The organism is Flavobacterium sp. FlaQc-48, from assembly GCF_044007335.1.
Classification (GTDB): Bacteria; Bacteroidota; Bacteroidia; order Flavobacteriales; family Flavobacteriaceae; genus Flavobacterium.
Genome location: NZ_JBIPCR010000001.1, coordinates 740,761 through 761,418 on the forward strand (window position 1 = coordinate 740,761; position 20,658 = coordinate 761,418).

A 20,658-nucleotide genomic window follows, 5' to 3' on the forward strand; every position below is an offset into this window, starting at 1 on the left:
CATCTTTTGGATAATAACTGAAGTAAAATTCAGTCATACTTTTACGAAGTAAAAAATACTTGTTTCTACATGTATTTTCACTTCATTCGCTATTTCTCATGAAAAATAAACAATTCAATATACCTCCTGTTTATGCTGTGCTATTATCAATTATCAGTGTACAATGCGGAGCTGCAATTGCTAAAAGCTTATTTCCTGCCATTGGCGCTGCAGGAACTGCGTCAATACGAATTGGAATTTCGGCAATCATTTTATTACTAGCGTACCGCCCAAACTTAAGAGCCATTACTCCTAACCAATGGAAAATTGTGATTCCTTACGGTTTAGTCCTCGGAGCTATGAATTTAATTTTTTATTTGGCAATAGAAAGAATTCCAATTGGATTAGCGGTTACTTTAGAGTTTATAGGGCCTTTACTCGTTGCGATCATTGGCTCAAAACGTTTAGTTGATTATTGCTGGGTTTTTCTGGCCGCTACTGGGATCGTTTTAATTGCTCCCTGGACCAATGATCGTGTAGATACACTAGGGGTATTTTTTGCTCTTTTAGCAGGCGCGCTTTGGGCAGCGTATATTGTTTTGGGAGGGAAAATTTCTCAAATCATGAATGACGGACAGGCTGTCTCAACAGGAATGCTATTTGCAGCAATCTTAATTCTGCCGTTTGGTTTCTACGAAAACGGATTGGCTAATCTTACCCCGAAACTTTTTGGTATGGGAGCCGCACTGGCTCTTTTATCAAGTGCTATTCCGTTTACCTTAGAAATGAAAGCTTTAGGAGAGCTTCCTCCCCGTACCTTTAGTATTTTAATGAGTTTAGAACCTGCGGCGGCTTCTATATGTGCTTTTATATTTTTACAGGAGTATTTAAATTTTTATGAAATTCTGGCGGTTGGTTGTGTTGTAATAGCTTCTGTAGGTTCAACACTAACAGCTAAAAGATAAATTTACAAATGAAAAAGATTTTCTGGAATTCATTAAAATTAGTAATAGCATTTATTTAATTTTTATCTGGATGCTTTTCTGGTTTAAATCTACAACAACGGATAACAAAACATTAGTAGTTGTGTCAATATTTTTATTTTCAACTCAAATTATTGTACTGCTTTGTGGCGTTATCGTCTACTTTTCTAAAAAAGAAAAATACATAAAAAAGTCCTGCATGACAGGACTTTTTTGGGTCTCAAAATATACTTTAATTATTTTTTTGGCAATAATACAGTATCAACCACATGAATCACACCATTAGATTGATTTACATCTGCTATCGTAACTTTAGCTTTATTTCCGCTTTCGTCACTGATGTATAAATCTTTTCCTTTCATCCAGGCAGTTAGAGTACCACCGCTAACTGTTTTAAAAGTGGCTTTTCCTTTTCCGGCTTTAATTGCTTTAGCAATATCAGAAGCGTTCAGTTTTCCTGCAACAACATGATAGGTTAAGATCGTTTGCAACATTTTTTTGTTTTCTGGTTTCAATAATGTTTCAACAGTTCCTTTTGGCAATTTATCAAACGCAGCATTTGTTGGGGCAAAAACGGTAAATGGTCCTTTTCCTTCTAGTGTCTCAACCAGTCCGGCAGCTTTTACAGCAGCTACTAATGTCGTGTGGTCTTTTGAATTTACGGCATTTTCAATAATATTTTTGTTTGGGTACATTGCAGCTCCACCAACCATTACAGTTTTTTGTGCAAATGATGTAAATCCAAATCCTAATGCTAAGATTGCTACGGCTAAAAATTTTCTAGTTTTCATAATTAATATTTTAAGTTATAAGCTCATTTACGCGGTAATAATTGTTTTGGTTTTATTAAATCTTTAAAAAAAATAAAAAAAACTTAGAATATGTTCAAACATACCTGTAAAACAAGCTTTTAATGCCTGAAATTATTTTTAATTATTTTTGAAATTAGCCTCTCATCTATGTTAGTTTTATTATTAACTTTAGTAAAAAATTAACTCATTATGGAAAACCTGCCTAAAAAAGTCAGAAGTAAAAAGTTAAATACACGAGTTGATTTAACAGCAATGGTCAGTGTTTCTTTTTTGCTGATTATATTTTTTATGGTTGTAAATGAATTGGCTAAGCCTAAAATCATGGATTTAAGTTTACCGGAAAAATATGTCGACGATGAATGGAATCATGTTATCGTTTGTGGTGGTGGCGGTGGTCAACGTACTATAACAGTTCTATTGGATGAAAATGATAAAATCATTACATATACTGGCTATTTATTTAATCCCCTGAAAGATCCTAAAGAAGTAAATTATGGAAAAAACGGAATCAGAAAAGAACTTTTTAGTCAAAAGAAAGCAATTTTGGAATATTCTACAGCAATAGGAAGGCCGAAAAATGGTCCGATCGTAATCATAAAACCTGGTAAAAAAAGTAATTTTAAAAATCTAATTGATATCCTGGACGAAATGGCAATTGTAAATATTGACACTTATGTAATTGTAAATGATTTTTTATCAGAAGAAACTAAACTATTAGCTTCCAATTAAAACATAATTTTCAGCATAATTAAATTGTTGTTCTATGCACAATCTACCTAAAAAAGTGAGAAGTAAAAAGTCAAATACAAGAGTCGATTTGACAGCAATGGTGAGCGTTTCTTTTTTGCTGATTGTATTTTTTATGGTAACAATTGAGTTGGCGAAACCTAAAGCAGTAGACTTAAGCTTATCTGATTATGGAGATTGTCACGGATCGATTAGATGCTATAAAGCAGATCGTTTTTATACCTTACTATTAGGTGAGGATGATAGATTGATATCCTATGCCGGATTATTGTCCTATCCTCTGGAAGATCCCAAAGAAGTGAAGTATGGCAAAAATGGTATTCGTCAGGAATTACTAAACATTAATAAAAAGATCCTGGCATATTCAGCCAGTATTGGCAAACCAGATAGAGGAGTTTACGTAATTATAAAGCCAAGTAAAAAATGTAATTACAAAAACTTAATTGATATTCTTGATGAAATGAGAATTACAGGTATCACTAACTACAGTATTAATGACTATTATACTAAAGAAGAATCTAATTTGTTGGCTTTGAAATAGAAAGTTCCGGCTTCATTATGCAGGAAAAAACAGAAAACAGTTCCTGAAAATTCCAGTGCGAAATTGCTTCTCCAATTAGTTGTTGACCGAGTCCAAACTCCAATATTAAAATGTTCCCGACTTCGCTCACCGTGACAACCTGAAACCTGAAACAACGAAAAATCTGAAACAAAACAGATAAAAAAAGTCCCACATTACAGTGGGACTTTCTATTTAAATTAAATTGTTATTTTTTAATAAATTTAATATTTGAACTTCCTTTATCTGATTTTACTTTTATAAAATAGTTACCAGTTCTAAGCTTTGAAACATCAATATTAGAAACCATTTTTGCATTTGGAACTGCGATTACCACTTGCCCTAAAACATCATAAATCGCAACCGATTGTATTTCGATATCTTGTTTCGCAGTAAAGTTTAAAATATCACTGGCAGGATTTGGATACAAAGTAAAATAATTAGAAAACTCGAAATCTGAAGTTCCTAAGGTAGTTTGAAATTTTGATGTGGCTTTATTGGTTAAAACAGGGAAATTATAATCAAAATAAATATTAGCCTCGTTTTCAAAGGTATCTCCAACTTTTAAAGTTGGTATTGTTTTTATTTTAAAAGCAACATAACCATCATTATTCGCATCATCAAAAGGAAGATTAATATTCTCAAAAATAAACTCTACTTTATTTCCATCAGAAATTTTTGTTACAAAAGCATGACTTGAACTCGTTGGAATTAAAGTTGAAATATCAAATTTTGCTAAATCGATTATATCTTTTACTACAATATTTTGAGCTGGATAGGTTCCGGTGTTTTCAAAACGGATCATATAATGCACATATTCTCCGATTAAATTTGGAGTGATAACCGAACCCTCCAGACAGGTTTTGTCGTTTGGATCATAAGAACCTACAACCCTTTGATTTAATGTTAATGTATTATCTATGGGAGTTTCATCTGTATTAGTAGATGATACAGTTGCTTTAAAAGATAAAATATCACCATTGTTTACCGGAGGAACTGCCGTTGGAGCATTTACTGTAAATCTAAAATTAATTTCTCCCGATTCAAAAGGTTTTAGATTAGAAAAATCCCACGATAAATTATTTGTTTTTTGAGTAACTGCAATAGGATTTGCAGTAATAAAATCTAAAACAGAATCATCAAAAATTAAGTTTACAGTACCTGATTCTGTTGTATTTCCTTTGTTTTTATACATAATTTTATAATCCGAATTAAATCCTGGTCTTGCCGGAACAATTTGTAAAATTGCGATCTCTAAATCAGGATGAGTACCATTTGCAGTAGTACAAAAATTTTGTTCAAATGGAGTTATCTCTGTTGGAAAAGTAAGATTTACTGTAGCGGGTGAAATAGAAAAATAAGTTGGATTTTCTAAAACCGGAGTTATTGTATGTGTACCAGCCAGCAAAGAAATAGTGTAATTTCCGTTTTTATCTGAAATTAAATTACCTGTATTGCTACCGTCAGATAAAGCAAACTTCAAATTTGGAAAATTTGAGTCTAAAGCATCGCAGCCGTTATTATTGCTGTCAAATTTATTATTTCCCTGAACTGTATAGTAATTAGCGCCGGGTGTAAATGAACAGTATGAATTTACATTACAATTCGTATAGCCATAATTATCAACTAATTGTTCAACTTGTTCTGTTTGAATTTCGTCAACACAAATATATTTCAAATCAGGATTCTTTGAGAAATTCAGATCCGCTTCATTACTGCCGTTTTTAATAAATAATGTGGTCAGTTGATTCTGATCACATCTTAAGCGTTTAATACTTTTTAAATCACTTAAATCTAAAGCTTTGAGCTGATTAAGAAAGCATTCTAAAATGGTAATATTGGCTAATCCTTTCGGGTCTAAGGATGTTAATTGATTATCAGCACATCTCAAATCTACAAGTCTTGTTGATCTGCTTAAATCTAATGTCTTAAATTGATTTACACCACACCAAAGGGATTCCAGGCTTATTAAATCATGGGTATCTAATACTGTCAATTGATTAGCTTGACAAATTAAACTTTTCAGATTAGTCAGTCCAACTAATTTCAAGTCAAATATTTCATTAGAGCCACATTCTAAATCAGTAAGTTTTGATAAATTGCTGGCGTCTAATTTGAACAATCTATTATTACGGCACGATAAACTCTTAAGATTTGCTAATTTAGTTAAACTTAGTCCTGTTAATAAATTACCACTGCAATCTAAAATTTCAAGGCTTGTTAAATTATCGATATCTAATCTTGGTAATTGATTAACCTGACAATATAGTTTCTTTATATTTATTAATCCATCCACATTTAATGAGGTTAGATTATTATTTGAAACCAGCATTTCTGTTAAATTTACTGCCCCGCTAATATTTAATGAAGTAAGTTTTTTGTTTAAAGTACATTCAATATAAGTTAAATTAGTCAGGCCTTCTAAAACTAGTGAAGAAAGGTTAGAATTTTGAATATACAAATAAGTAATTTTCTGATTATTAGACAGATTCAAATATTGAAGATTATTTAGTTTTGTAATATCAAGATCCCAAAAAGTTTGGTTATTATTACAATTTAAATATTGGAGATTAGTGAAATTTTCTAATCCTTTTAAAGAACCAATATTTGAATTGCTCAGATCTAAAAAGGTAATTTTTAAGGCTTCATTAACTTCAATTTCAAAATTTGAATTTGTATCAACATTTAATGATATCAACTTCATTTTAAGATTAATATCTGGAAAAATAATATTCTGAGCATATAAACCATTAAAAAAGCATAAAGCCAGAGCCAAAAAGTAGATTTTCTTCATATGTGTAGATTTTACCACAAAAATAACTTTTTGAGATAATAACACAACTTTATTTGTTAAAATTTCTTAAAATTAAATTTATAAAACAAAAAAAAGTCCCACATTGCTGTGGGACTTTCTATTTAGAGGAAACTTAGAAAATTATTTTTTCTCTGTTTTTTCCATTTTAGCTTTTAATGCAGCTAATACATCATTGTTATCTCCTAAAGTTGCAGCTGGTGCATTAGTAGTAGAGTTAGATGAAGTATTTTCAGTTGCAGCTTTCACGTTTTTCTCTTCTTCTTCACGGAAGATAGCAGTGTGAGAAGCAACTACTCTTTTGAATTCTTTGTTGAATTCGATTACTTTGAAATCAGCAGTATCACCTTTTTTCAATTTCTTTCCGTCTTCTTTTTCAAGGTGACGAGTAGGAATGAAAGCAACGATATCATCTCCGAATTCTACAGTAGCTCCTTTGTCAACGATTTCAGAAATTTCACCATTGTGGATAGTTCCTACAGCGAAAGAATCTTCGTATTGATCCCAAGGATTAGCAGTAGTTTGTTTGTGACCTAAAGATAATTTACGTCCTTCAACATCTAATTCTAATACTACTACATCAAGTTTTTCACCAACATTTACAAATTCAGATGGGTGTTTGATTTTCTTAGTCCAAGATAAGTCAGAGATGTAGATTAATCCATCAATTCCTTCTTCTAATTCTACGAAAATACCAAAGTTTGTAAAGTTTCTAACGATACCTGTATGTTTAGAACCTACCGGGTATTTAGAAGTAATGTCAGTCCATGGATCCTGAGTCAATTGTTTGATACCTAATGACATTTTACGGTCATCTCTATCTAAAGTTAAAATAACAGCTTCAACAACATCTCCAACTTTTACGAAATCCTGAGCAGAACGTAAATGAGTAGACCATGACATTTCAGAAACGTGGATTAAACCTTCAACACCTTCAGCAACTTCGATAAATGCACCGTAATCAGCGATTACAACTACTTTACCTTTTACTTTATCACCAATAGTTAAATTAGCATCTAAAGCATCCCATGGGTGAGCGTTTAATTGTTTCAATCCTAATTGAATTCTTGTTTTCTCATCATCGAAATCAAGGATTACAACGTTTAATTTTTGGTCTAATTCAAGAACTTCACTTGGGTGGTTGATTCTGCTCCAAGAAAGGTCAGTAATGTGAATTAATCCGTCAACACCACCTAAGTCAATGAACACACCATAAGAAGTAATGTTTTTAACAACACCTTCTAATACTTGTCCTTTTTGTAATTGACCGATGATTTCTTTTTTCTGTACTTCGATATCAGCTTCGATAAGCGCTTTATGAGATACAACAACGTTTTTGAATTCGTGGTTAATTTTTACCACTTTGAATTCCATCATTTTGTTTACATATACATCGTAGTCTCTAATTGGCTTAACGTCAATTTGAGAACCAGGTAAGAAAGCTTCAATTCCAAAAACGTCAACGATCATACCACCTTTAGTTCTGCATTTTACAAAACCATTAACGATTTCTCCTGTTTCGTTTGCAGAAATAACTCTATCCCATGATTTAATAGTACGTGCTTTTCTGTGAGATAATACTAATTGACCTGTTTTGTCCTCACGGATGTCGATTAATACTTCTACTTTGTCACCAACTTTTAAGTTTGGGTTGTAACGGAACTCGTTTAAAGAAATAACACCTTCAGATTTAGCATTGATATCAACGATAACGTCTCTATCTGTAATTCTAACAACAACCCCTTCAACTACTTCTTCCTGATCTGTAGCGATGAAAGTTTTAGATACTAGTTCTTCAAACTCTTGTAAGTTTTTCTCATCAACTGCATCAATTCCTTCTTGGAAGTTATGCCAGTTAAAATTTGCTAAAAACTCTTCTTGTGATTTTAATTGTTCAGACATGCTGATAAAAAATTTGTATTCTGCTTTTCTTGAGTTTCATAAAGCGATAGAAAAAACAGAAGTTGTTTTACATAAATAGTTGATACCTAATGGAAACTCTTCTCTGCCAAAAGGTTTGCAAAATTAATACATTTATTTGTAATAGCAAAACAATTCTATATGATTATGAGTGTATTGTTCAGGAGCAGCAAATTTAAAGGTTTTCAAGGCCTGAAGTTCCGCTTTGGCTCCTGTCTTTTTCCGGTTAAAGTAGCCGGAAAAAGGATATCCGCTCTATCGGGGCTAGATTAGAGGCTTATTGTTTTTAGAACTTTAGATTCGTCGCTTAATTCGTAACAAACCTAACAGGTTTTTGAAACCTGTTAGGTTTACTGTGCGCGGCTATATTAGTAATTACCTGTTTTTACTTTTAATTTTTTCCTCTACAAAAGAAATTATTTGTCGAAAGTTCTCTACTCCTACTTCAATCTCCCCTAATATATAAGGCCGATAATCTTTAGTAATTAGAATTAGGTTATCTTCTTTTACTAAATGAGCAGCAAAATTTTCCCAATCGGTAACTATTATATTATTTTCAACATTCATTATCCAGGATTTCTCTGTCAGTTCTAACGTAGCGATCTTTACATCTTTAAAACTCTCATTATCTCTTATTTTAGCACTCTCAAATTTCTTGTATTGTGATCTGATTTTGAAATAATAATAAACAAACGGAACAAAATTAGACAATCCAAAAAACAAAAAAGCATAACCAATTCCAAATATATTAGGTCGATTATAAATTAAAGCAGCTCCCACCACAAGCAAAAGAACACCTAAATATTGGTAGTTTTTATAACATAAAATCTTTCGTTTCCAGGTAATATCAAACAATAAATCCATTTGATTATTATAAACAACTTCATCAAAAACTAATTCGTACTTCATATTTTTTCTTTAATTTAAAACTAATAAAGCGGATTTAAATAATAAGTTTTAATACTCTAAATGATAATAGAAAATTTCAAAATTCTTACTTTTATCTAATGCTTATAACTCTCGAAGAAATAAAACTAAAAATAGAAACTTTCCATAAAAACGGACAAGTGATCAATGCTGTTTACTGGCTTTTAAAAAAGTACAATCTCAAAAACAAAAACTTAAAAGGATTCGAATTCAGAGAAAAAGCAAAACCGGATTTTATTTTAATGACCACTGAAGGCGATTTTGGACAACCACAAATTATCAGAATTCCGAAAAACACTTTTGAGTTTCCACTAGAACTTATGCTGATTCTTATTGTTCACGAAATGGTTCATGTTATTCAAAAAACTCAAAAACCATATGTTTTAGACAAAAACGAAAGAGAATGGCAGGCGTATTATGAAATGAACTTTCACAATTTATTTCCACAAGTTCCTGAAATTTCCAATTTTCATAAAAAATTCTTCACCAACAAAGGCCTTGAATACTATAACCGAATGGGCGAAGGTTCTGAACTTCAACAAAAATACGCTAATCAGAAAAAGCAGGTAGAGGATTTAATTGCATCTCCTGGATAAAATTCAAAATAAGTTCCTTTTATCTATTCTCGACAAAATAATAAACAATCACCAGAATCAAAATAAAAAGCAATGTCCCGATAATTTCAAGACGTCTGCGCAGACCATGATTAATTACAAAACTTTCCGGATCAATATAATTGTTGGCAAATATAATGGGATCAATCGTAATATCTGGCCGGTAATGCTTTACACCCAATAAAAAAGTTCTGATTAACTCCGGTCGATTCGCATACAGCATCACAAAAAAATGCTTTCCTGTAAAGGCATCATTGTGAGCTATTACTTTATTATCGACCAAAACAGGCCAGTAGAACTGCTCAAAAAAAGATTTCGATGGTCTGGTTGATGTTATATCGTATTTTGGAGGTTCGAAATAATGCTCCAATTTTTCTCTTTTCTCAAAACTGCTCCACGGTAAATCTTTGACAATTCTATTCTTAAATGTATTCAGATAACGAATTCCTTTTTCATCAATTATAGTAGTGGTAGACATTTTTTTTCTGGAATACATCAGTAATAATATTATTCCTAAAACAACAGTAATAAACACAAAAAATAAAACTCCAGTAGCTATTTCATCTAGTCCGTTTTCCTCCAGTGAGTTTGTTGCCAAAAAAACTATTCCTCCCACAAAAAACAATGCAAAAGATACCCAAAATAAGCCAAGTATAAGATTTGGAAGCAACATTGGTTTTGAGCTAATGGGTCTAAATGGTGGAATTGATTTTTGTTGATTTTGCATATTAAACACTAAACATGAATAATCAAATATACGGATAAACAAAAAAATAAAATCCCGTTTTCCATAAATCAAAAACGGGATTTTAATATATTTAAAGTCGTTAATGACTCAAATTTTCAATCTCTTTGGGGTCATGTTTGTGTTTAAACAAAACGGCAAAAGCAATTGCAATAACCAACGCATAAGCAGCAAATGATAACCAGATCGTATGCCAGTCTTTCATTAGAATTGGATTTGAAAAAATTCCGTCTGTAGAAATTGAATTCCCTTGTCCTTTTACAAATTCCAGCATTTTAGAGTTTGTAGTATCTGTTTGTAAAAATCCGGCCAATTCAGTTGTATTAGTAAAAGATTTTGTAAAGAAACGATCAATAGCCCAACCCGAAGTTAAACTTCCTAAAACAGCTCCTACTCCATTGGTCATCATCATAAATAAACCTTGTGCTGACGAACGAATTTTAGAATCTGTATTGCTTTCTACGAATAATGAACCTGAGATATTAAAGAAATCAAATGCCATTCCATACACAATGCAGGATAGAATAATCATCCATAATCCTCCAACAGGATCTCCAAAAGCAAATAATCCGAAACGCAGTACCCATGCCAGCATACTGATCAGCATAACTTGTTTGATTCCGAAACGTCTTAAGAAAAACGGAATCGCTAAGATAAACAAAGTCTCAGAAACTTGAGAAATCGACATAATAATAGTCGAATACTGAATCACAAATGAATCTGCATATTTAGGAAAATGTTTGAATTCATCTAAAAATACATCTCCATAAGCATTTGTCAATTGCAACGCGCCTCCTAAAAACATAGAAAACACAAAAAACAAAGCCATTTTATAATTTCCAAATAACTTAAAAGCTTCCAGGCCCAAAGTTTCAACTAATGTAGCGTCCTCTTTAGTCAAACGCTGTGGTTTACATTTAGGCAGTGTAAAAGCATAAATTCCAAGAATTAAAGCACCTACTCCCGCAATGTAAAACTGATATTCAGTCGCTTTGCTTCCGCTTAAATTAGTAATCCACATTGCTGCAATAAAACCAATAGTTCCCCAAACACGAATTGGCGGAAAATCTTTTACAATATTTTTATTATTCAGCTTAAGCGAAGTATACGAAATCGAATTGCTTAAAGCAATCGTTGGCATGTAGCAACACATCGCAGCAAACATTACGTAAATAAAATTATCAGGCGTAGTTACATGCGCAATACCAAATAATACTACTGCATAAATAATATGCAAAAAACCATATAGTTTTTCAGCATTTACCCATCTGTCAGCAATAATCCCTGTTAATGTAGGCATGAATAAAGAAGCAATTCCCATGGTTCCAAAAACAAGACCAAACTGGGTTCCTTCCCAATTTTTAGTTCCAAACCAATAATTTCCAATTGTTATAAGCCAGGCTCCCCAAACAAAAAATTGAAGAAAGCTCATTATAATCAACCTGTTTTTAATTCCCATATGATGAAATTGTCTTTTTAGTAAAAATGAAGTGGTAAAACTAACATTAAAAATAATATCTACAAAAAATTAAACCGTTTTAACAACATCATTTACTAATTCCAGTACTGCTGCAAATTGTTCTTCTTTATTTAAGTAAGAATTATCTATTTCAATAGCGTCATCAGCAATTACAAGAGGAGAATCTTCCCGGTGTGTGTCTATGTGATCTCTTTCTACAACATTTTTTAAAACTTCTTCATACGAAACCGTATCGCCCTTTTGCTGCAATTCATCAAAACGTCTTTGAGCACGTGTTTCGGCACTGGCTGTCATGAAAATTTTAAGTTCGGCATTCGGAAAAACAACTGTACCAATATCTCTTCCATCCATAACAATTGCTTTGTTTTTTCCCATTTCTTGTTGTTGTTCTACTAATTTTGAACGCACTTCAGAAACTTCTGCCACTCTGCTAACAAAATTAGAAACTTCAATTGTTCGAATTGGCGTTTCAACATTTTCTCCATTCAGATACATTTCACCAAAACCTAAACTTGCATTATATCTAAACTCTAATTGAATTTTTGGTAAAGCATCTATTAAGGCCTTTTTATCAAAAAAATCAGCTCCAATAAGCTGGTTCTGCATCGCAAAATAGGCTACAGCACGATACATCGCTCCGGTATCTACATAAACATATTCCAGCTCTTTTGCTAATTGTTTTGCTAAAGTGCTCTTTCCTGTTGATGAGAATCCATCAATTGCAATGGTAATTTTTTTCAATTTGTATTTTTTTAAGATTAATTTCTTTACTACTACACCTTTATTTTAATAATAGATATTCATCACAATACTTGATTCAGAGCGATCTATTATTTTTGCCATTCTTTCAAAATATATTTTATTGACCATCGGGCAGCCATAACTATTGCAAATATAGTTATCCTGTTCTTTATACGGAACATCAAAATAATAATGAAATACAATATCCCGATTAAAAGCATTACTATTAGTAGCGTCCAGTCCGTACAGTTTATAAGCCTTTCCAAACTTTCCGTTATAAGAATTACCAATGGAATACTTTCCTAATGAAGTGCTTAACGAATTTTGAATATTACTGAATTTTAATTTTCCTTTGACTTTGGTTTCCGATCCGGAGCCGTGTGCAACTAATCCTTTACCAATAATTTTGTTGCGTTTTAAATCATAAACAAAAAAACGATTTTTGCCTGAAGGGATTTTCATATCAATAAAAAAAGCGATTCTTTTATTGTACTTTGAATTGCTGTTAATTATTCTTTTTACAGCATTGACCTGGGCAATATCAACACTCTCTGTATCTGAAGAAGCAAAACTCTTGGTATTAAGAATAATTTTGTATCCAATAAAAACGAGCAAAAAACAAAGAAAAACAAAAAAGATCTTCCTCATATTATGCTTGTGATTAAATGTTATAGATAAAAAAAGAGTAAAACAAACCATGCAGAATACATTCTACGACTTAGAACTATCTCAATGGGTAATTTAAAATATTAGGAAATACTGCTTTGAAATGTTTTCTAGTAGTAAATATCCAGGATAATATTTGATTTTGAAGTGTCAATATACTTTTCTATCCTTTTAAAGAATTGTTCATTAACCATTGGGCATCCGTGACTATTGCTAATATAGTAATCCTGTTCATCATAAGGAACAGCAGAGTAATAATGCAAAACAATCGCTCTGGATAAGGCATTATTATTAGTTTGGTCTAAACCACTTAGTTTGTATGATTTTCCAAATCCGCCTTTATAGCATTTTCCAATTGCATATCTTCCTAATGCCGTGCAATTAGAATTAGGTTCATTGCTGAATTTCAAACTCCCTTTTATTCCTGTTTCTGAACCGGATCCGTGGGCTACCAGCCCCTGATCTAAAATTTTATTGTTTACAAGATCGTAAACAAAGAAACGATTTTTACCCGAAGGTATTCTCATATCGACAAAAAAGGCGATTTTAGTATTGTATTTAGGGTCAATACTAATCATGTTTCTTATTTCGCTTACTCTAGTATTAATCCTTTCTATTTCTAGGCTGGTAATAGTAGACTCTTCTTTATAGTAGTGTTTTGCTCCCGTAAAAACACCCATAGTCATCAACAAAAAGAGGGTAAATATCTTCATACAACTATTGAAAATTTAAAATTAAACCAAAAAGACTTGTATTTGCTGCCAATGTATATCTAGAATATGAATAATTAAATTTTAATCTGTTCATCTTTAAACCAAATCCTAATGAAACTCCTGAAAAATTACGTTGCTCCTCTACTCTTAATTCTTCACCTCTTCTGAAATTATACCCTAAACGTAAATTAAATGCCTTTTGAGGAAAAAGTTCCACACCAAAAACAACATGTCTTAAAGCGTTATTTACAAATGAAACTTTCTCACTACTGGTCGATCCGTCAATATTAGTTCCACCACGAACAGGATTAGAAAAAGAGAGGTTCCATTGTTGCAAATTTTCTAATGAAAGATGCCAACGTAAAGGCACATGCTCTAATTCTTGCGATACACCAGCTGTAATTTCAAAGGGCAAATTCTCCTGTATTCCTGAATAAGTAGTAAACTGAGTTCCTATATTACGAAATACTAGCGCCAAATTTACATTATTTTTTTCAATTTGATACATAATTCCCACATCAATTGCACCACCAATAGAATTATAACTTTCTAAAGTCGAAGTTATTAGCTTCGCATTTGCTCCAATATGCAAGTCTGTAAAAGGAATATTATAAGCGTATCCCAGTGATAACGCACCTTCGCTTCCTGTAAAATCTGAAGTTGCCTGGCCGTTTTCGTCATATCCTTCAAACGAACCATAATTAACATAACTTACTCCGGCAAAAAATGTTTGAACATGTCTGTCGTAAGTATAAGCATAAGAAGCAGTTCCATAAGAAGCCTCTCCGTAATAACTGCCATAATTCATCGCGAGGTGATTGTCCATATCTTCATTTAAAGCTGCCGGATTAGACATTGCCTGATTAACATCTTCATCATAAATCGTTATTATATTCCCTCCTAACGCTGCCTGCCTTGGCGAAGTCGTTAAATTAAGAAATTGATAGGTGTAACGTCCTCCAATCTGTCCGAAAGAAACCGAGCAAACCAGTATGAAAAAAAGTAAAACAAATCGTTTTAACATGCTTTTGGGGCGATTCCTATATGGGAATAACGCAACTGCGAAGATAAAATTATATAACTTATAAAATAAAATTAAAATTAAATTCCGGCAAAAAAAAATCCAAATTCCAATCGTAGCTAAAATTGGAATTCGGATTTTAAATTTTGAAACTTTTAATTAAAGCTTATTTCAATGTTTTTGCATTTTTAACGCTTTGGTCTGTCAAAGCTAAAGTCAGGACTTCGCTCATTTCTTTTACATAGTGAAAAGTTAAACCTTCCAGATATTCTGCTTTGATCTCGTCAATATCACTTTTATTTTCGTGACATAAAATGATTTCTTTAATATTGGCACGTTTTGCAGCTAAAATCTTTTCTTTGATTCCTCCAACCGGCAAAACTTTTCCGCGAAGTGTGATTTCTCCGGTCATTGCCAAGCTTTTCTTTACCTTCTTTTGAGTCAGCAATGAAACCAAGGAGGTTAGCATTGCGATACCTGCGCTTGGTCCGTCCTTTGGTGTTGCTCCTTCCGGAACGTGCAAATGAATGTTGTATTTTTGAAACAATGCCACATCTAACCCTAATTTCTTAGCATTGGCTTTAATGTACTCTAATGCAATTGTTGCAGATTCTTTCATGACATTCCCCAGATTTCCGGTAATAGTCAGAGAACCTTTTCCTTCAGAAATCAAGGATTCTATAAACAAAATATCGCCACCAACACTGGTCCAGGCTAAACCTGTAACTACTCCGGCAACATCATTGTTTTCGTATTTATCACGTTCCAGTCTTGGTACGCCCAAAACTTTAAGAATATCTTCGTCTGTTACTTTTTTATTGTACTCCTCTTCCATCGCCACAGATTTGGCAGCGTTACGAATAACCTGAGCGATTTTAGTTTCTAAATTACGAACTCCGGATTCACGTGTATAACCTTCTACAATTTTCTCCAATTGCTTTTTACCAATTGTCAAATCTTTCGTGGTTAATCCGTGAGCTTCCAGTTGTTTTGGAAAAAGGTGTCTTTTAGCAATTTCGACTTTTTCTTCAATTGTATAACCTGACATCTTAATTACTTCCATTCTGTCACGCAATGCCGGCTGAATGGTCGCCATATTGTTTGAAGTTGCAATAAACATCACTTTTGACAAATCATAACCCATTTCGAGGAAATTATCATAAAAAGCATTGTTTTGTTCCGGATCTAAAACTTCTAGTAAAGCAGAAGACGGATCACCGCTGTTGCCACTTGAAAGCTTGTCAATTTCATCTAAGATAAATACAGGATTTGAAGTTCCGGCTTTTTTTAAACTTTGAATAATTCTTCCCGGCATGGCTCCAATATAGGTTTTTCTGTGTCCGCGAATCTCAGCTTCATCACGTAAACCACCCAATGAAATACGAACATATTCGCGTCCTAAAGCTTCTGCCACAGAACGGCCAATAGATGTTTTACCCACTCCCGGAGGTCCTGTCAGGCAAATAATTGGCGATTTCATATCGTTACGCAGTTTTAAAACAGCCAGATGTTCAATCATTCTTTTCTTTACTTCGTCAAGTCCAAAATGATCTTTATCTAATATTTTCTGCGCATGTTTTAAATCGAACTTGTCTTTAGAGTACTCGCCCCACGGCAATTCCAGAAACAACTCTAAGTAGTTACGCTGAATGCCAAAATCAGGTGATTGCGGATTCATTCTACGCATTTTAGACAATTCTTTTTCGAAATGTTTTTGCGTTTTTTCGTCCCATTTTTTGGTTTTCGCCTTCAGCCCCATTTCGTCCATTTCTTCCTCCTGCGAAACGCCACCCAATTCTTCCTGAATGGTTTTCATTTGCTGATGAAGGAAATATTCACGTTGTTGCTGGTCTAAATCAAAACGAACTTTAGACTGAATATCATTCTTCAATTCTAATTTTTGCAACTCCACGTTCATATAACGTAAAGTTTCAAGCGCTCTGTCTTTCAGGCCATTTATGGATAATAAACCTTGTTTTTCTTTTACGGATAAATTCATATTAGAAGAAACAAAATTGATCAAAAACGACTGGCTTTCAATGTTTTTAATCGCAAAAGTAGCTTCAGAAGGGATGTTTGGGCTTTCTTTGATAATTTGAATCGCCAGTTCTTTTACTGAATCTAAAATAGCCGTAAATTCAGTATCGTTCTCTTCCGGACGTTCTTCTGAAACTTCTTTGATGGTAGCTGTGATATAAGGATCTTCTGAAACCACTTCATCAATTTCAAAACGTTTTTTACCTTGTAAAATAACCGTAACATTTCCGTCAGGCATTTTTAAAACACGCAAAATTCTCGCTACAGTTCCTATTTTATGAATATCCTCTTTTGATGGGTCTTCGTCTTCTTCATTAATTTGAGAAACTACTCCTATAATTTTTCCGCCTGCATTGGCATCATTAATTAATTTGATAGACTTATCTCTTCCGGCTGAAATAGGAATAACAACTCCCGGAAATAAAACTGTATTACGCAAAGGCAAGATAGGCAACGAAAGCGGAAGCTCTTCGTTGTTCATTTCTTCTTCATCCTCTGGAGTTAATAATGGAATTAATTCTGCTTCTGAATCGAATTCCTGAAGTGACAGATTGTCAATTGTAAGTATTTTATGGTTTGACATAATAATATATAAGTCGTTTTGTCATTAAAATTCATAATCAATCTAAAAAACAAGTCTGGTAATGTCCCTTTGGTTTAAAATAAAAGGCCACAACTTATTTATAAGACAGGCCGTAAAAATAGACAATCATTATGCCAAAAACAAAAAGACTCTTTTGAAATTAAGCCATCCCAATCAATAAATATCCAAAATGAACTATTTTTCAAAAAAAATACAATTATTTTTAGCAAAAGTGTAACAAACTAAAAAAAGCAAAGTCATTATAAAAAACTAGCAACAATTACTTGAGTATAACTAACCAAAATATCGAAGAATTAATCGCGCTTTGTAAAGAAAACAACCAAAAGGCACAATTCGAAGTTTACAATCGTTACTGTAAAGCAATGTACAATGTGGCTTATCGCATTGTAAAAGATGAACATTTTGCACAAGACGTCATGCAGGAAGGTTTTCTAAAAGCTTTTACAAAAATAAATGACTATAAACAGGAAGTTGCATTTGGAGCATGGTTAAAAAAAATAATTATCAATTATAGTATTGATTTTTATAAGAAGAATAACGCTTTTCAGGTAGAAGATCTGAGCAAGACACTTTATAAAATAGAAGAAAATGAAGGTTTTTTTACTGAAAATCTGGATTTAAATTCGCTAAAAGTAAAACAGGTTTTAGATACCATCCTAAGCCTGAAAGATAATTATCGTATGGTTTTGACTCTTTTTTATATTGAAGGTTATGATCAGGAAGAAATTAGCGAAATTCTAAACATTAGTTATGCTAATTGCCGGACCACGCTAAGCAGAGCAAAGGACAGTTTAAGAAAAAAACTAGAGGAAATATGAAACAGTCATCAACTGGAATTTTGTGCGCACAAAAAACAAGCGAAAAGACATGCTTTCTATCGCCACTTAAAAAATAAATGTTAGATATATGAAAAAGGAAAATGACGATTTAGATCAATTATTTGAAAAATTTGAAAATCAATGGGATGTGCAGGAAATGAGTTCCGATCATCAGGTTGATTTCTTAACTAAGCTAAACAGAAAACAGCCAAAGAAAAAAAATTATGCGGTATGGGCAATTGCTGCTTCAATTGTCGTATTGCTGGGTGTGTCTTTATTTTACAACAATGCACAGAAACCTAAAGAATTCAAATTTGCATCAAAAGAAACCCAAAGAACCGATTCGATTTTTAGCATTTTAATTGATAATGAACTAGTTAAATTAAAAGAAAAAAGTTCGCCCGAAAATGAACAAATTATAAATGATGCTTTAAAACAAATGAAGGTTTTTGATGCAGATTATACAAAAATCCTAAAAGAAGTTCAAAAGAATGGCGAAAACAAACAAATTATTTATGCCATGATTAGCAATCTGCAAACCCGAATCTCATTTTTACAAACGGTTTTGCAACGTATTGAAGAAAACGAAAAATTTAAAAATACCACCAATGAAAAAACATTATAACATACTCATTTTATTCATTTTGATTCCATTTTTAGGATTCTCAAATGATGATACTTTTGTTGCCAAAGAAAAAAACATAAAAAAGACTTTTATCGTTAATTCAACTGCGGGAATCGATATCGATAATAAATATGGAAACATCACAGTAAGTACCTGGGATGAAAACAAAATTGACTTAGACATCACCATTAAAGTTTCGGGTGCAAATGAAAATTGGGTAAACGAAAGGTTAAGCAGTATTGACGTAGATATTACTGCTCTTAAATCTTTAGTTTCGGCCATTACCAACATAGGCAACTCTTCTCTGAAAAGCAAAGGAAGCAGCAATAGTTTTGAAATCAATTATGTTATTAAAATCCCTAAAAACGGAACTGTAAAACTTAATAACAAATATGGGAATATTACAACGGTCAATTTAGAATCGACCACTGACATTTCCTGTAAATATGGAAAAATTATATTAGGGAAACTTAACGGTGACAGTAATAGAATCGAAATTGGATATAGCCAGAACTCAAGCATTGACTATATCAAAAACGGAAGCATTGAAGCGCGCTATTCCGGAATAAAAATAAATGAAGCAGGAAATTTAAATCTTGATGCAAATTATACGGATGTGTCTTTACAGGAAGGTCAAAATATTAAATGCAAAGGTAATTACGGCAGCTTTAAATTTCAAAAAATAAATTCGCTTGTGGGTACCAGTAATTACTTAACAATAGCTATTGCTGAAATTTCGAACAACTTAACTATTGATGGTACCTATTCTAAATTAAACGTAGAATCAATGACTGAAAAATCAAAGAATGTCAATATTAATACAGGGTATACCAATATCTCTTTAGGTTATAATGCCAACTTTGCTTTTGATTTTGATATTAATACGAAATACGGAAACATAAAAAATGATAGTTCTTTAGATGTTTTAGTCAGTGAAATCAAAAGTAGTTCGAAAAAGATAAGTGGCTATAACAAGAAAAAAGGGCAGAATAAAGTAATCATTACCTCTAACTACGGGAATGTAACATTAATCAAAAAATAAAAGTTAAATCAATCAAATAATAATCAGATCAATCAAAACAATGAAAAAAACAATTCAATTATTCGTTTTAGGCGCATTATTAATAAGCTTTATTGGAAGTGCACAATGGTCCTCAAATAATACAATCAAAGGAAATGGCAATGTAGTTTCTGAAACAAGAACTACGCCTGATTATGATTTAATAAAAGTATCCGGTTCTTTTGATGTGGATTTAGTAGCGGGTAAAGAAGGTAAAATCATTATTAAAGGAGACGAAAATCTAATATCTTCCGTAAAGGTTGAAGTAGAAGATAATACATTGAAAATTTACATTGAAAAAGGAGCCGGTATCCGGCCTCGTATTGGAAAAAAGATTCTGATCACTATTCCTTTTGAGAAAATTTCAGAACTGAATTTGTCAGGGTCAGGAAACATTCAATCGAAAGATGTTATTAAAAATGATAAATTTCTAGTTAAACTGTCAGGATCAGGAAAATTTAATTTAGCTGTAGATACAAATGCTTTAGACCTTAATTTAAGTGGTTCAGGAAATGTACACTTAAAAGGAACTACTACTAATTTTACCACAAAACTTTCAGGTTCAGGAGCAATTGATGCTGTAAATTTAAAATCAAAAAATGTTGATGTGAATGTGTCAGGATCAGGAAATAGCCGTGTTACTTGCAACGAAAGCTTAACGGCCAGGGTTTCAGGTTCAGGAAACATAAAATACAGCGGAAATCCTGAAAAAAGAGATGTAAAAGTTTCCGGATCAGGAAATATCTCGAAAGCTTAATTCGAAAGAACTAAAATCATCATCAATCAAAATCAATA

At 32.4% G+C, this 20,658-nt stretch carries 19 protein-coding genes; 8 read left to right on the forward strand and 11 right to left on the reverse strand.

Annotated elements, in window-relative coordinates; all coding sequences use genetic code 11:
* Positions 1-98: 98 nt before the first annotated feature.
* Positions 99-944, forward strand: a complete 846-nt coding sequence (locus ACHRWY_RS03230; RefSeq protein WP_395352434.1) for an EamA family transporter — start codon at positions 99-101, stop codon at positions 942-944.
* A gap of 254 nt (positions 945-1,198) precedes the next feature.
* On the opposite strand, the gene ACHRWY_RS03235 is transcribed toward ACHRWY_RS03230, so the two are convergent.
* Entirely contained in the window at positions 1,199-1,753 is a 555-nt protein-coding gene (locus tag ACHRWY_RS03235; RefSeq protein ID WP_395352435.1) for a fasciclin domain-containing protein, read from the reverse strand.
* Between the two features lie 210 nt (positions 1,754-1,963).
* On the opposite strand from ACHRWY_RS03235, the gene ACHRWY_RS03240 reads away from it, so the two are divergent.
* Together ACHRWY_RS03240 and ACHRWY_RS03245 are read left to right on the forward strand one after the other, a co-directional pair.
* Positions 1,964-2,503: an ExbD/TolR family protein gene (locus ACHRWY_RS03240; RefSeq protein WP_395352437.1), complete on the forward strand. Its 540-nt coding sequence runs from the start codon at positions 1,964-1,966 to the stop codon at positions 2,501-2,503.
* Between the two features lie 34 nt (positions 2,504-2,537).
* Positions 2,538-3,062: an ExbD/TolR family protein gene (locus ACHRWY_RS03245; RefSeq protein WP_395352439.1), complete on the forward strand. Its 525-nt coding sequence runs from the start codon at positions 2,538-2,540 to the stop codon at positions 3,060-3,062.
* Positions 3,063-3,288: 226 nt separating this feature from the next.
* Here ACHRWY_RS03245 and ACHRWY_RS03250 read toward each other — a convergent pair whose 3' ends face one another.
* The 3 genes from ACHRWY_RS03250 to ACHRWY_RS03260 all read right to left on the reverse strand — a co-directional run bounded on the left by ACHRWY_RS03250 (position 3,289) and on the right by ACHRWY_RS03260 (position 8,721).
* Positions 3,289-5,874, reverse strand: a complete 2,586-nt coding sequence (locus ACHRWY_RS03250) for a T9SS type A sorting domain-containing protein (protein ID WP_395352441.1) — start codon at positions 5,872-5,874, stop codon at positions 3,289-3,291.
* 141 nt (positions 5,875-6,015) lie between these two features.
* The gene (gene rpsA, locus ACHRWY_RS03255) at positions 6,016-7,794 is read right to left on the reverse strand and encodes a 30S ribosomal protein S1 (protein ID WP_029270489.1); all 1,779 of its coding nucleotides are present in this window, start codon (positions 7,792-7,794) and stop codon (positions 6,016-6,018) included.
* A gap of 393 nt (positions 7,795-8,187) precedes the next feature.
* A complete protein-coding gene (locus ACHRWY_RS03260) occupies positions 8,188-8,721 on the reverse strand; it encodes a hypothetical protein (protein WP_395352444.1) in 534 nt (177 codons plus the stop codon).
* A gap of 98 nt (positions 8,722-8,819) precedes the next feature.
* On the opposite strand from ACHRWY_RS03260, the gene ACHRWY_RS03265 reads away from it, so the two are divergent.
* On the forward strand, positions 8,820-9,335 hold the full coding sequence (locus ACHRWY_RS03265; RefSeq protein ID WP_395352446.1) for a hypothetical protein: 516 nt from the start codon (positions 8,820-8,822) through the stop codon (positions 9,333-9,335).
* A gap of 19 nt (positions 9,336-9,354) precedes the next feature.
* Here ACHRWY_RS03265 and ACHRWY_RS03270 read toward each other — a convergent pair whose 3' ends face one another.
* The 7 genes from ACHRWY_RS03270 to lon all read right to left on the reverse strand — a co-directional run bounded on the left by ACHRWY_RS03270 (position 9,355) and on the right by lon (position 17,339).
* The gene (locus ACHRWY_RS03270) at positions 9,355-10,080 is read right to left on the reverse strand and encodes a hypothetical protein (protein ID WP_395352448.1); all 726 of its coding nucleotides are present in this window, start codon (positions 10,078-10,080) and stop codon (positions 9,355-9,357) included.
* 100 nt (positions 10,081-10,180) lie between these two features.
* Positions 10,181-11,557, reverse strand: coding sequence for a nucleoside permease (locus ACHRWY_RS03275; protein ID WP_395352450.1), 1,377 nt, complete (start codon positions 11,555-11,557; stop codon positions 10,181-10,183).
* 69 nt (positions 11,558-11,626) lie between these two features.
* Positions 11,627-12,319 carry a (d)CMP kinase gene (gene cmk, locus ACHRWY_RS03280; RefSeq protein WP_395352452.1) on the reverse strand — a complete coding sequence of 231 codons (693 nt, stop codon included), beginning with the start codon at positions 12,317-12,319 and terminating at the stop codon, positions 11,627-11,629.
* A 45-nt stretch (positions 12,320-12,364) separates the two neighbouring features.
* Positions 12,365-12,967 carry a murein L,D-transpeptidase catalytic domain-containing protein gene (locus ACHRWY_RS03285; RefSeq protein WP_395352454.1) on the reverse strand — a complete coding sequence of 201 codons (603 nt, stop codon included), beginning with the start codon at positions 12,965-12,967 and terminating at the stop codon, positions 12,365-12,367.
* A gap of 128 nt (positions 12,968-13,095) precedes the next feature.
* Positions 13,096-13,698: a murein L,D-transpeptidase catalytic domain-containing protein gene (locus ACHRWY_RS03290; RefSeq protein ID WP_395352456.1), complete on the reverse strand. Its 603-nt coding sequence runs from the start codon at positions 13,696-13,698 to the stop codon at positions 13,096-13,098.
* 4 nt (positions 13,699-13,702) lie between these two features.
* Positions 13,703-14,722, reverse strand: a complete 1,020-nt coding sequence (gene porQ, locus ACHRWY_RS03295) for a type IX secretion system protein PorQ (RefSeq protein ID WP_395352458.1) — start codon at positions 14,720-14,722, stop codon at positions 13,703-13,705.
* 163 nt (positions 14,723-14,885) lie between these two features.
* Positions 14,886-17,339, reverse strand: a complete 2,454-nt coding sequence (lon, locus tag ACHRWY_RS03300) for an endopeptidase La (protein WP_395352460.1) — start codon at positions 17,337-17,339, stop codon at positions 14,886-14,888.
* Positions 17,340-17,623: 284 nt separating this feature from the next.
* On the opposite strand from lon, the gene ACHRWY_RS03305 reads away from it, so the two are divergent.
* The 4 genes from ACHRWY_RS03305 to ACHRWY_RS03320 all read left to right on the forward strand — a co-directional run bounded on the left by ACHRWY_RS03305 (position 17,624) and on the right by ACHRWY_RS03320 (position 20,620).
* Entirely contained in the window at positions 17,624-18,178 is a 555-nt protein-coding gene (locus ACHRWY_RS03305; protein WP_395352462.1) for an RNA polymerase sigma factor, read from the forward strand.
* A gap of 88 nt (positions 18,179-18,266) precedes the next feature.
* A complete protein-coding gene (locus tag ACHRWY_RS03310; RefSeq protein WP_395352464.1) occupies positions 18,267-18,803 on the forward strand; it encodes an anti-sigma factor in 537 nt (178 codons plus the stop codon).
* On the forward strand, positions 18,787-19,845 hold the full coding sequence (locus ACHRWY_RS03315) for a hypothetical protein (protein WP_395352466.1): 1,059 nt from the start codon (positions 18,787-18,789) through the stop codon (positions 19,843-19,845). Before ACHRWY_RS03310 ends, ACHRWY_RS03315 begins: the two co-directional genes overlap by 17 nt.
* Positions 19,846-19,885: 40 nt before the next feature.
* Positions 19,886-20,620, forward strand: a complete 735-nt coding sequence (locus ACHRWY_RS03320) for a head GIN domain-containing protein (RefSeq protein ID WP_395352468.1) — start codon at positions 19,886-19,888, stop codon at positions 20,618-20,620.
* The last annotated feature ends 38 nt before the right edge of the window (positions 20,621-20,658 follow it).

Coding starts and splice junctions, on each gene's coding strand:
- ACHRWY_RS03230 (WP_395352434.1), top strand. CDS start 99: ATGAAAAATAAACAATTCAATATACCTCCTGTTTATGCTGTGCTATTA.
- ACHRWY_RS03235 (WP_395352435.1), bottom strand. CDS start 1,753: ATGAAAACTAGAAAATTTTTAGCCGTAGCAATCTTAGCATTAGGATTT.
- ACHRWY_RS03240 (WP_395352437.1), top strand. CDS start 1,964: ATGGAAAACCTGCCTAAAAAAGTCAGAAGTAAAAAGTTAAATACACGA.
- ACHRWY_RS03245 (WP_395352439.1), top strand. CDS start 2,538: ATGCACAATCTACCTAAAAAAGTGAGAAGTAAAAAGTCAAATACAAGA.
- ACHRWY_RS03250 (WP_395352441.1), bottom strand. CDS start 5,874: ATGAAGAAAATCTACTTTTTGGCTCTGGCTTTATGCTTTTTTAATGGT.
- rpsA (WP_029270489.1), bottom strand. CDS start 7,794: ATGTCTGAACAATTAAAATCACAAGAAGAGTTTTTAGCAAATTTTAAC.
- ACHRWY_RS03260 (WP_395352444.1), bottom strand. CDS start 8,721: ATGAAGTACGAATTAGTTTTTGATGAAGTTGTTTATAATAATCAAATG.
- ACHRWY_RS03265 (WP_395352446.1), top strand. CDS start 8,820: ATGCTTATAACTCTCGAAGAAATAAAACTAAAAATAGAAACTTTCCAT.
- ACHRWY_RS03270 (WP_395352448.1), bottom strand. CDS start 10,080: ATGCAAAATCAACAAAAATCAATTCCACCATTTAGACCCATTAGCTCA.
- ACHRWY_RS03275 (WP_395352450.1), bottom strand. CDS start 11,557: ATGGGAATTAAAAACAGGTTGATTATAATGAGCTTTCTTCAATTTTTT.
- ACHRWY_RS03285 (WP_395352454.1), bottom strand. CDS start 12,967: ATGAGGAAGATCTTTTTTGTTTTTCTTTGTTTTTTGCTCGTTTTTATT.
- ACHRWY_RS03290 (WP_395352456.1), bottom strand. CDS start 13,698: ATGAAGATATTTACCCTCTTTTTGTTGATGACTATGGGTGTTTTTACG.
- porQ (WP_395352458.1), bottom strand. CDS start 14,722: ATGTTAAAACGATTTGTTTTACTTTTTTTCATACTGGTTTGCTCGGTT.
- lon (WP_395352460.1), bottom strand. CDS start 17,339: ATGTCAAACCATAAAATACTTACAATTGACAATCTGTCACTTCAGGAA.
- ACHRWY_RS03310 (WP_395352464.1), top strand. CDS start 18,267: ATGAAAAAGGAAAATGACGATTTAGATCAATTATTTGAAAAATTTGAA.
- ACHRWY_RS03315 (WP_395352466.1), top strand. CDS start 18,787: ATGAAAAAACATTATAACATACTCATTTTATTCATTTTGATTCCATTT.
- ACHRWY_RS03320 (WP_395352468.1), top strand. CDS start 19,886: ATGAAAAAAACAATTCAATTATTCGTTTTAGGCGCATTATTAATAAGC.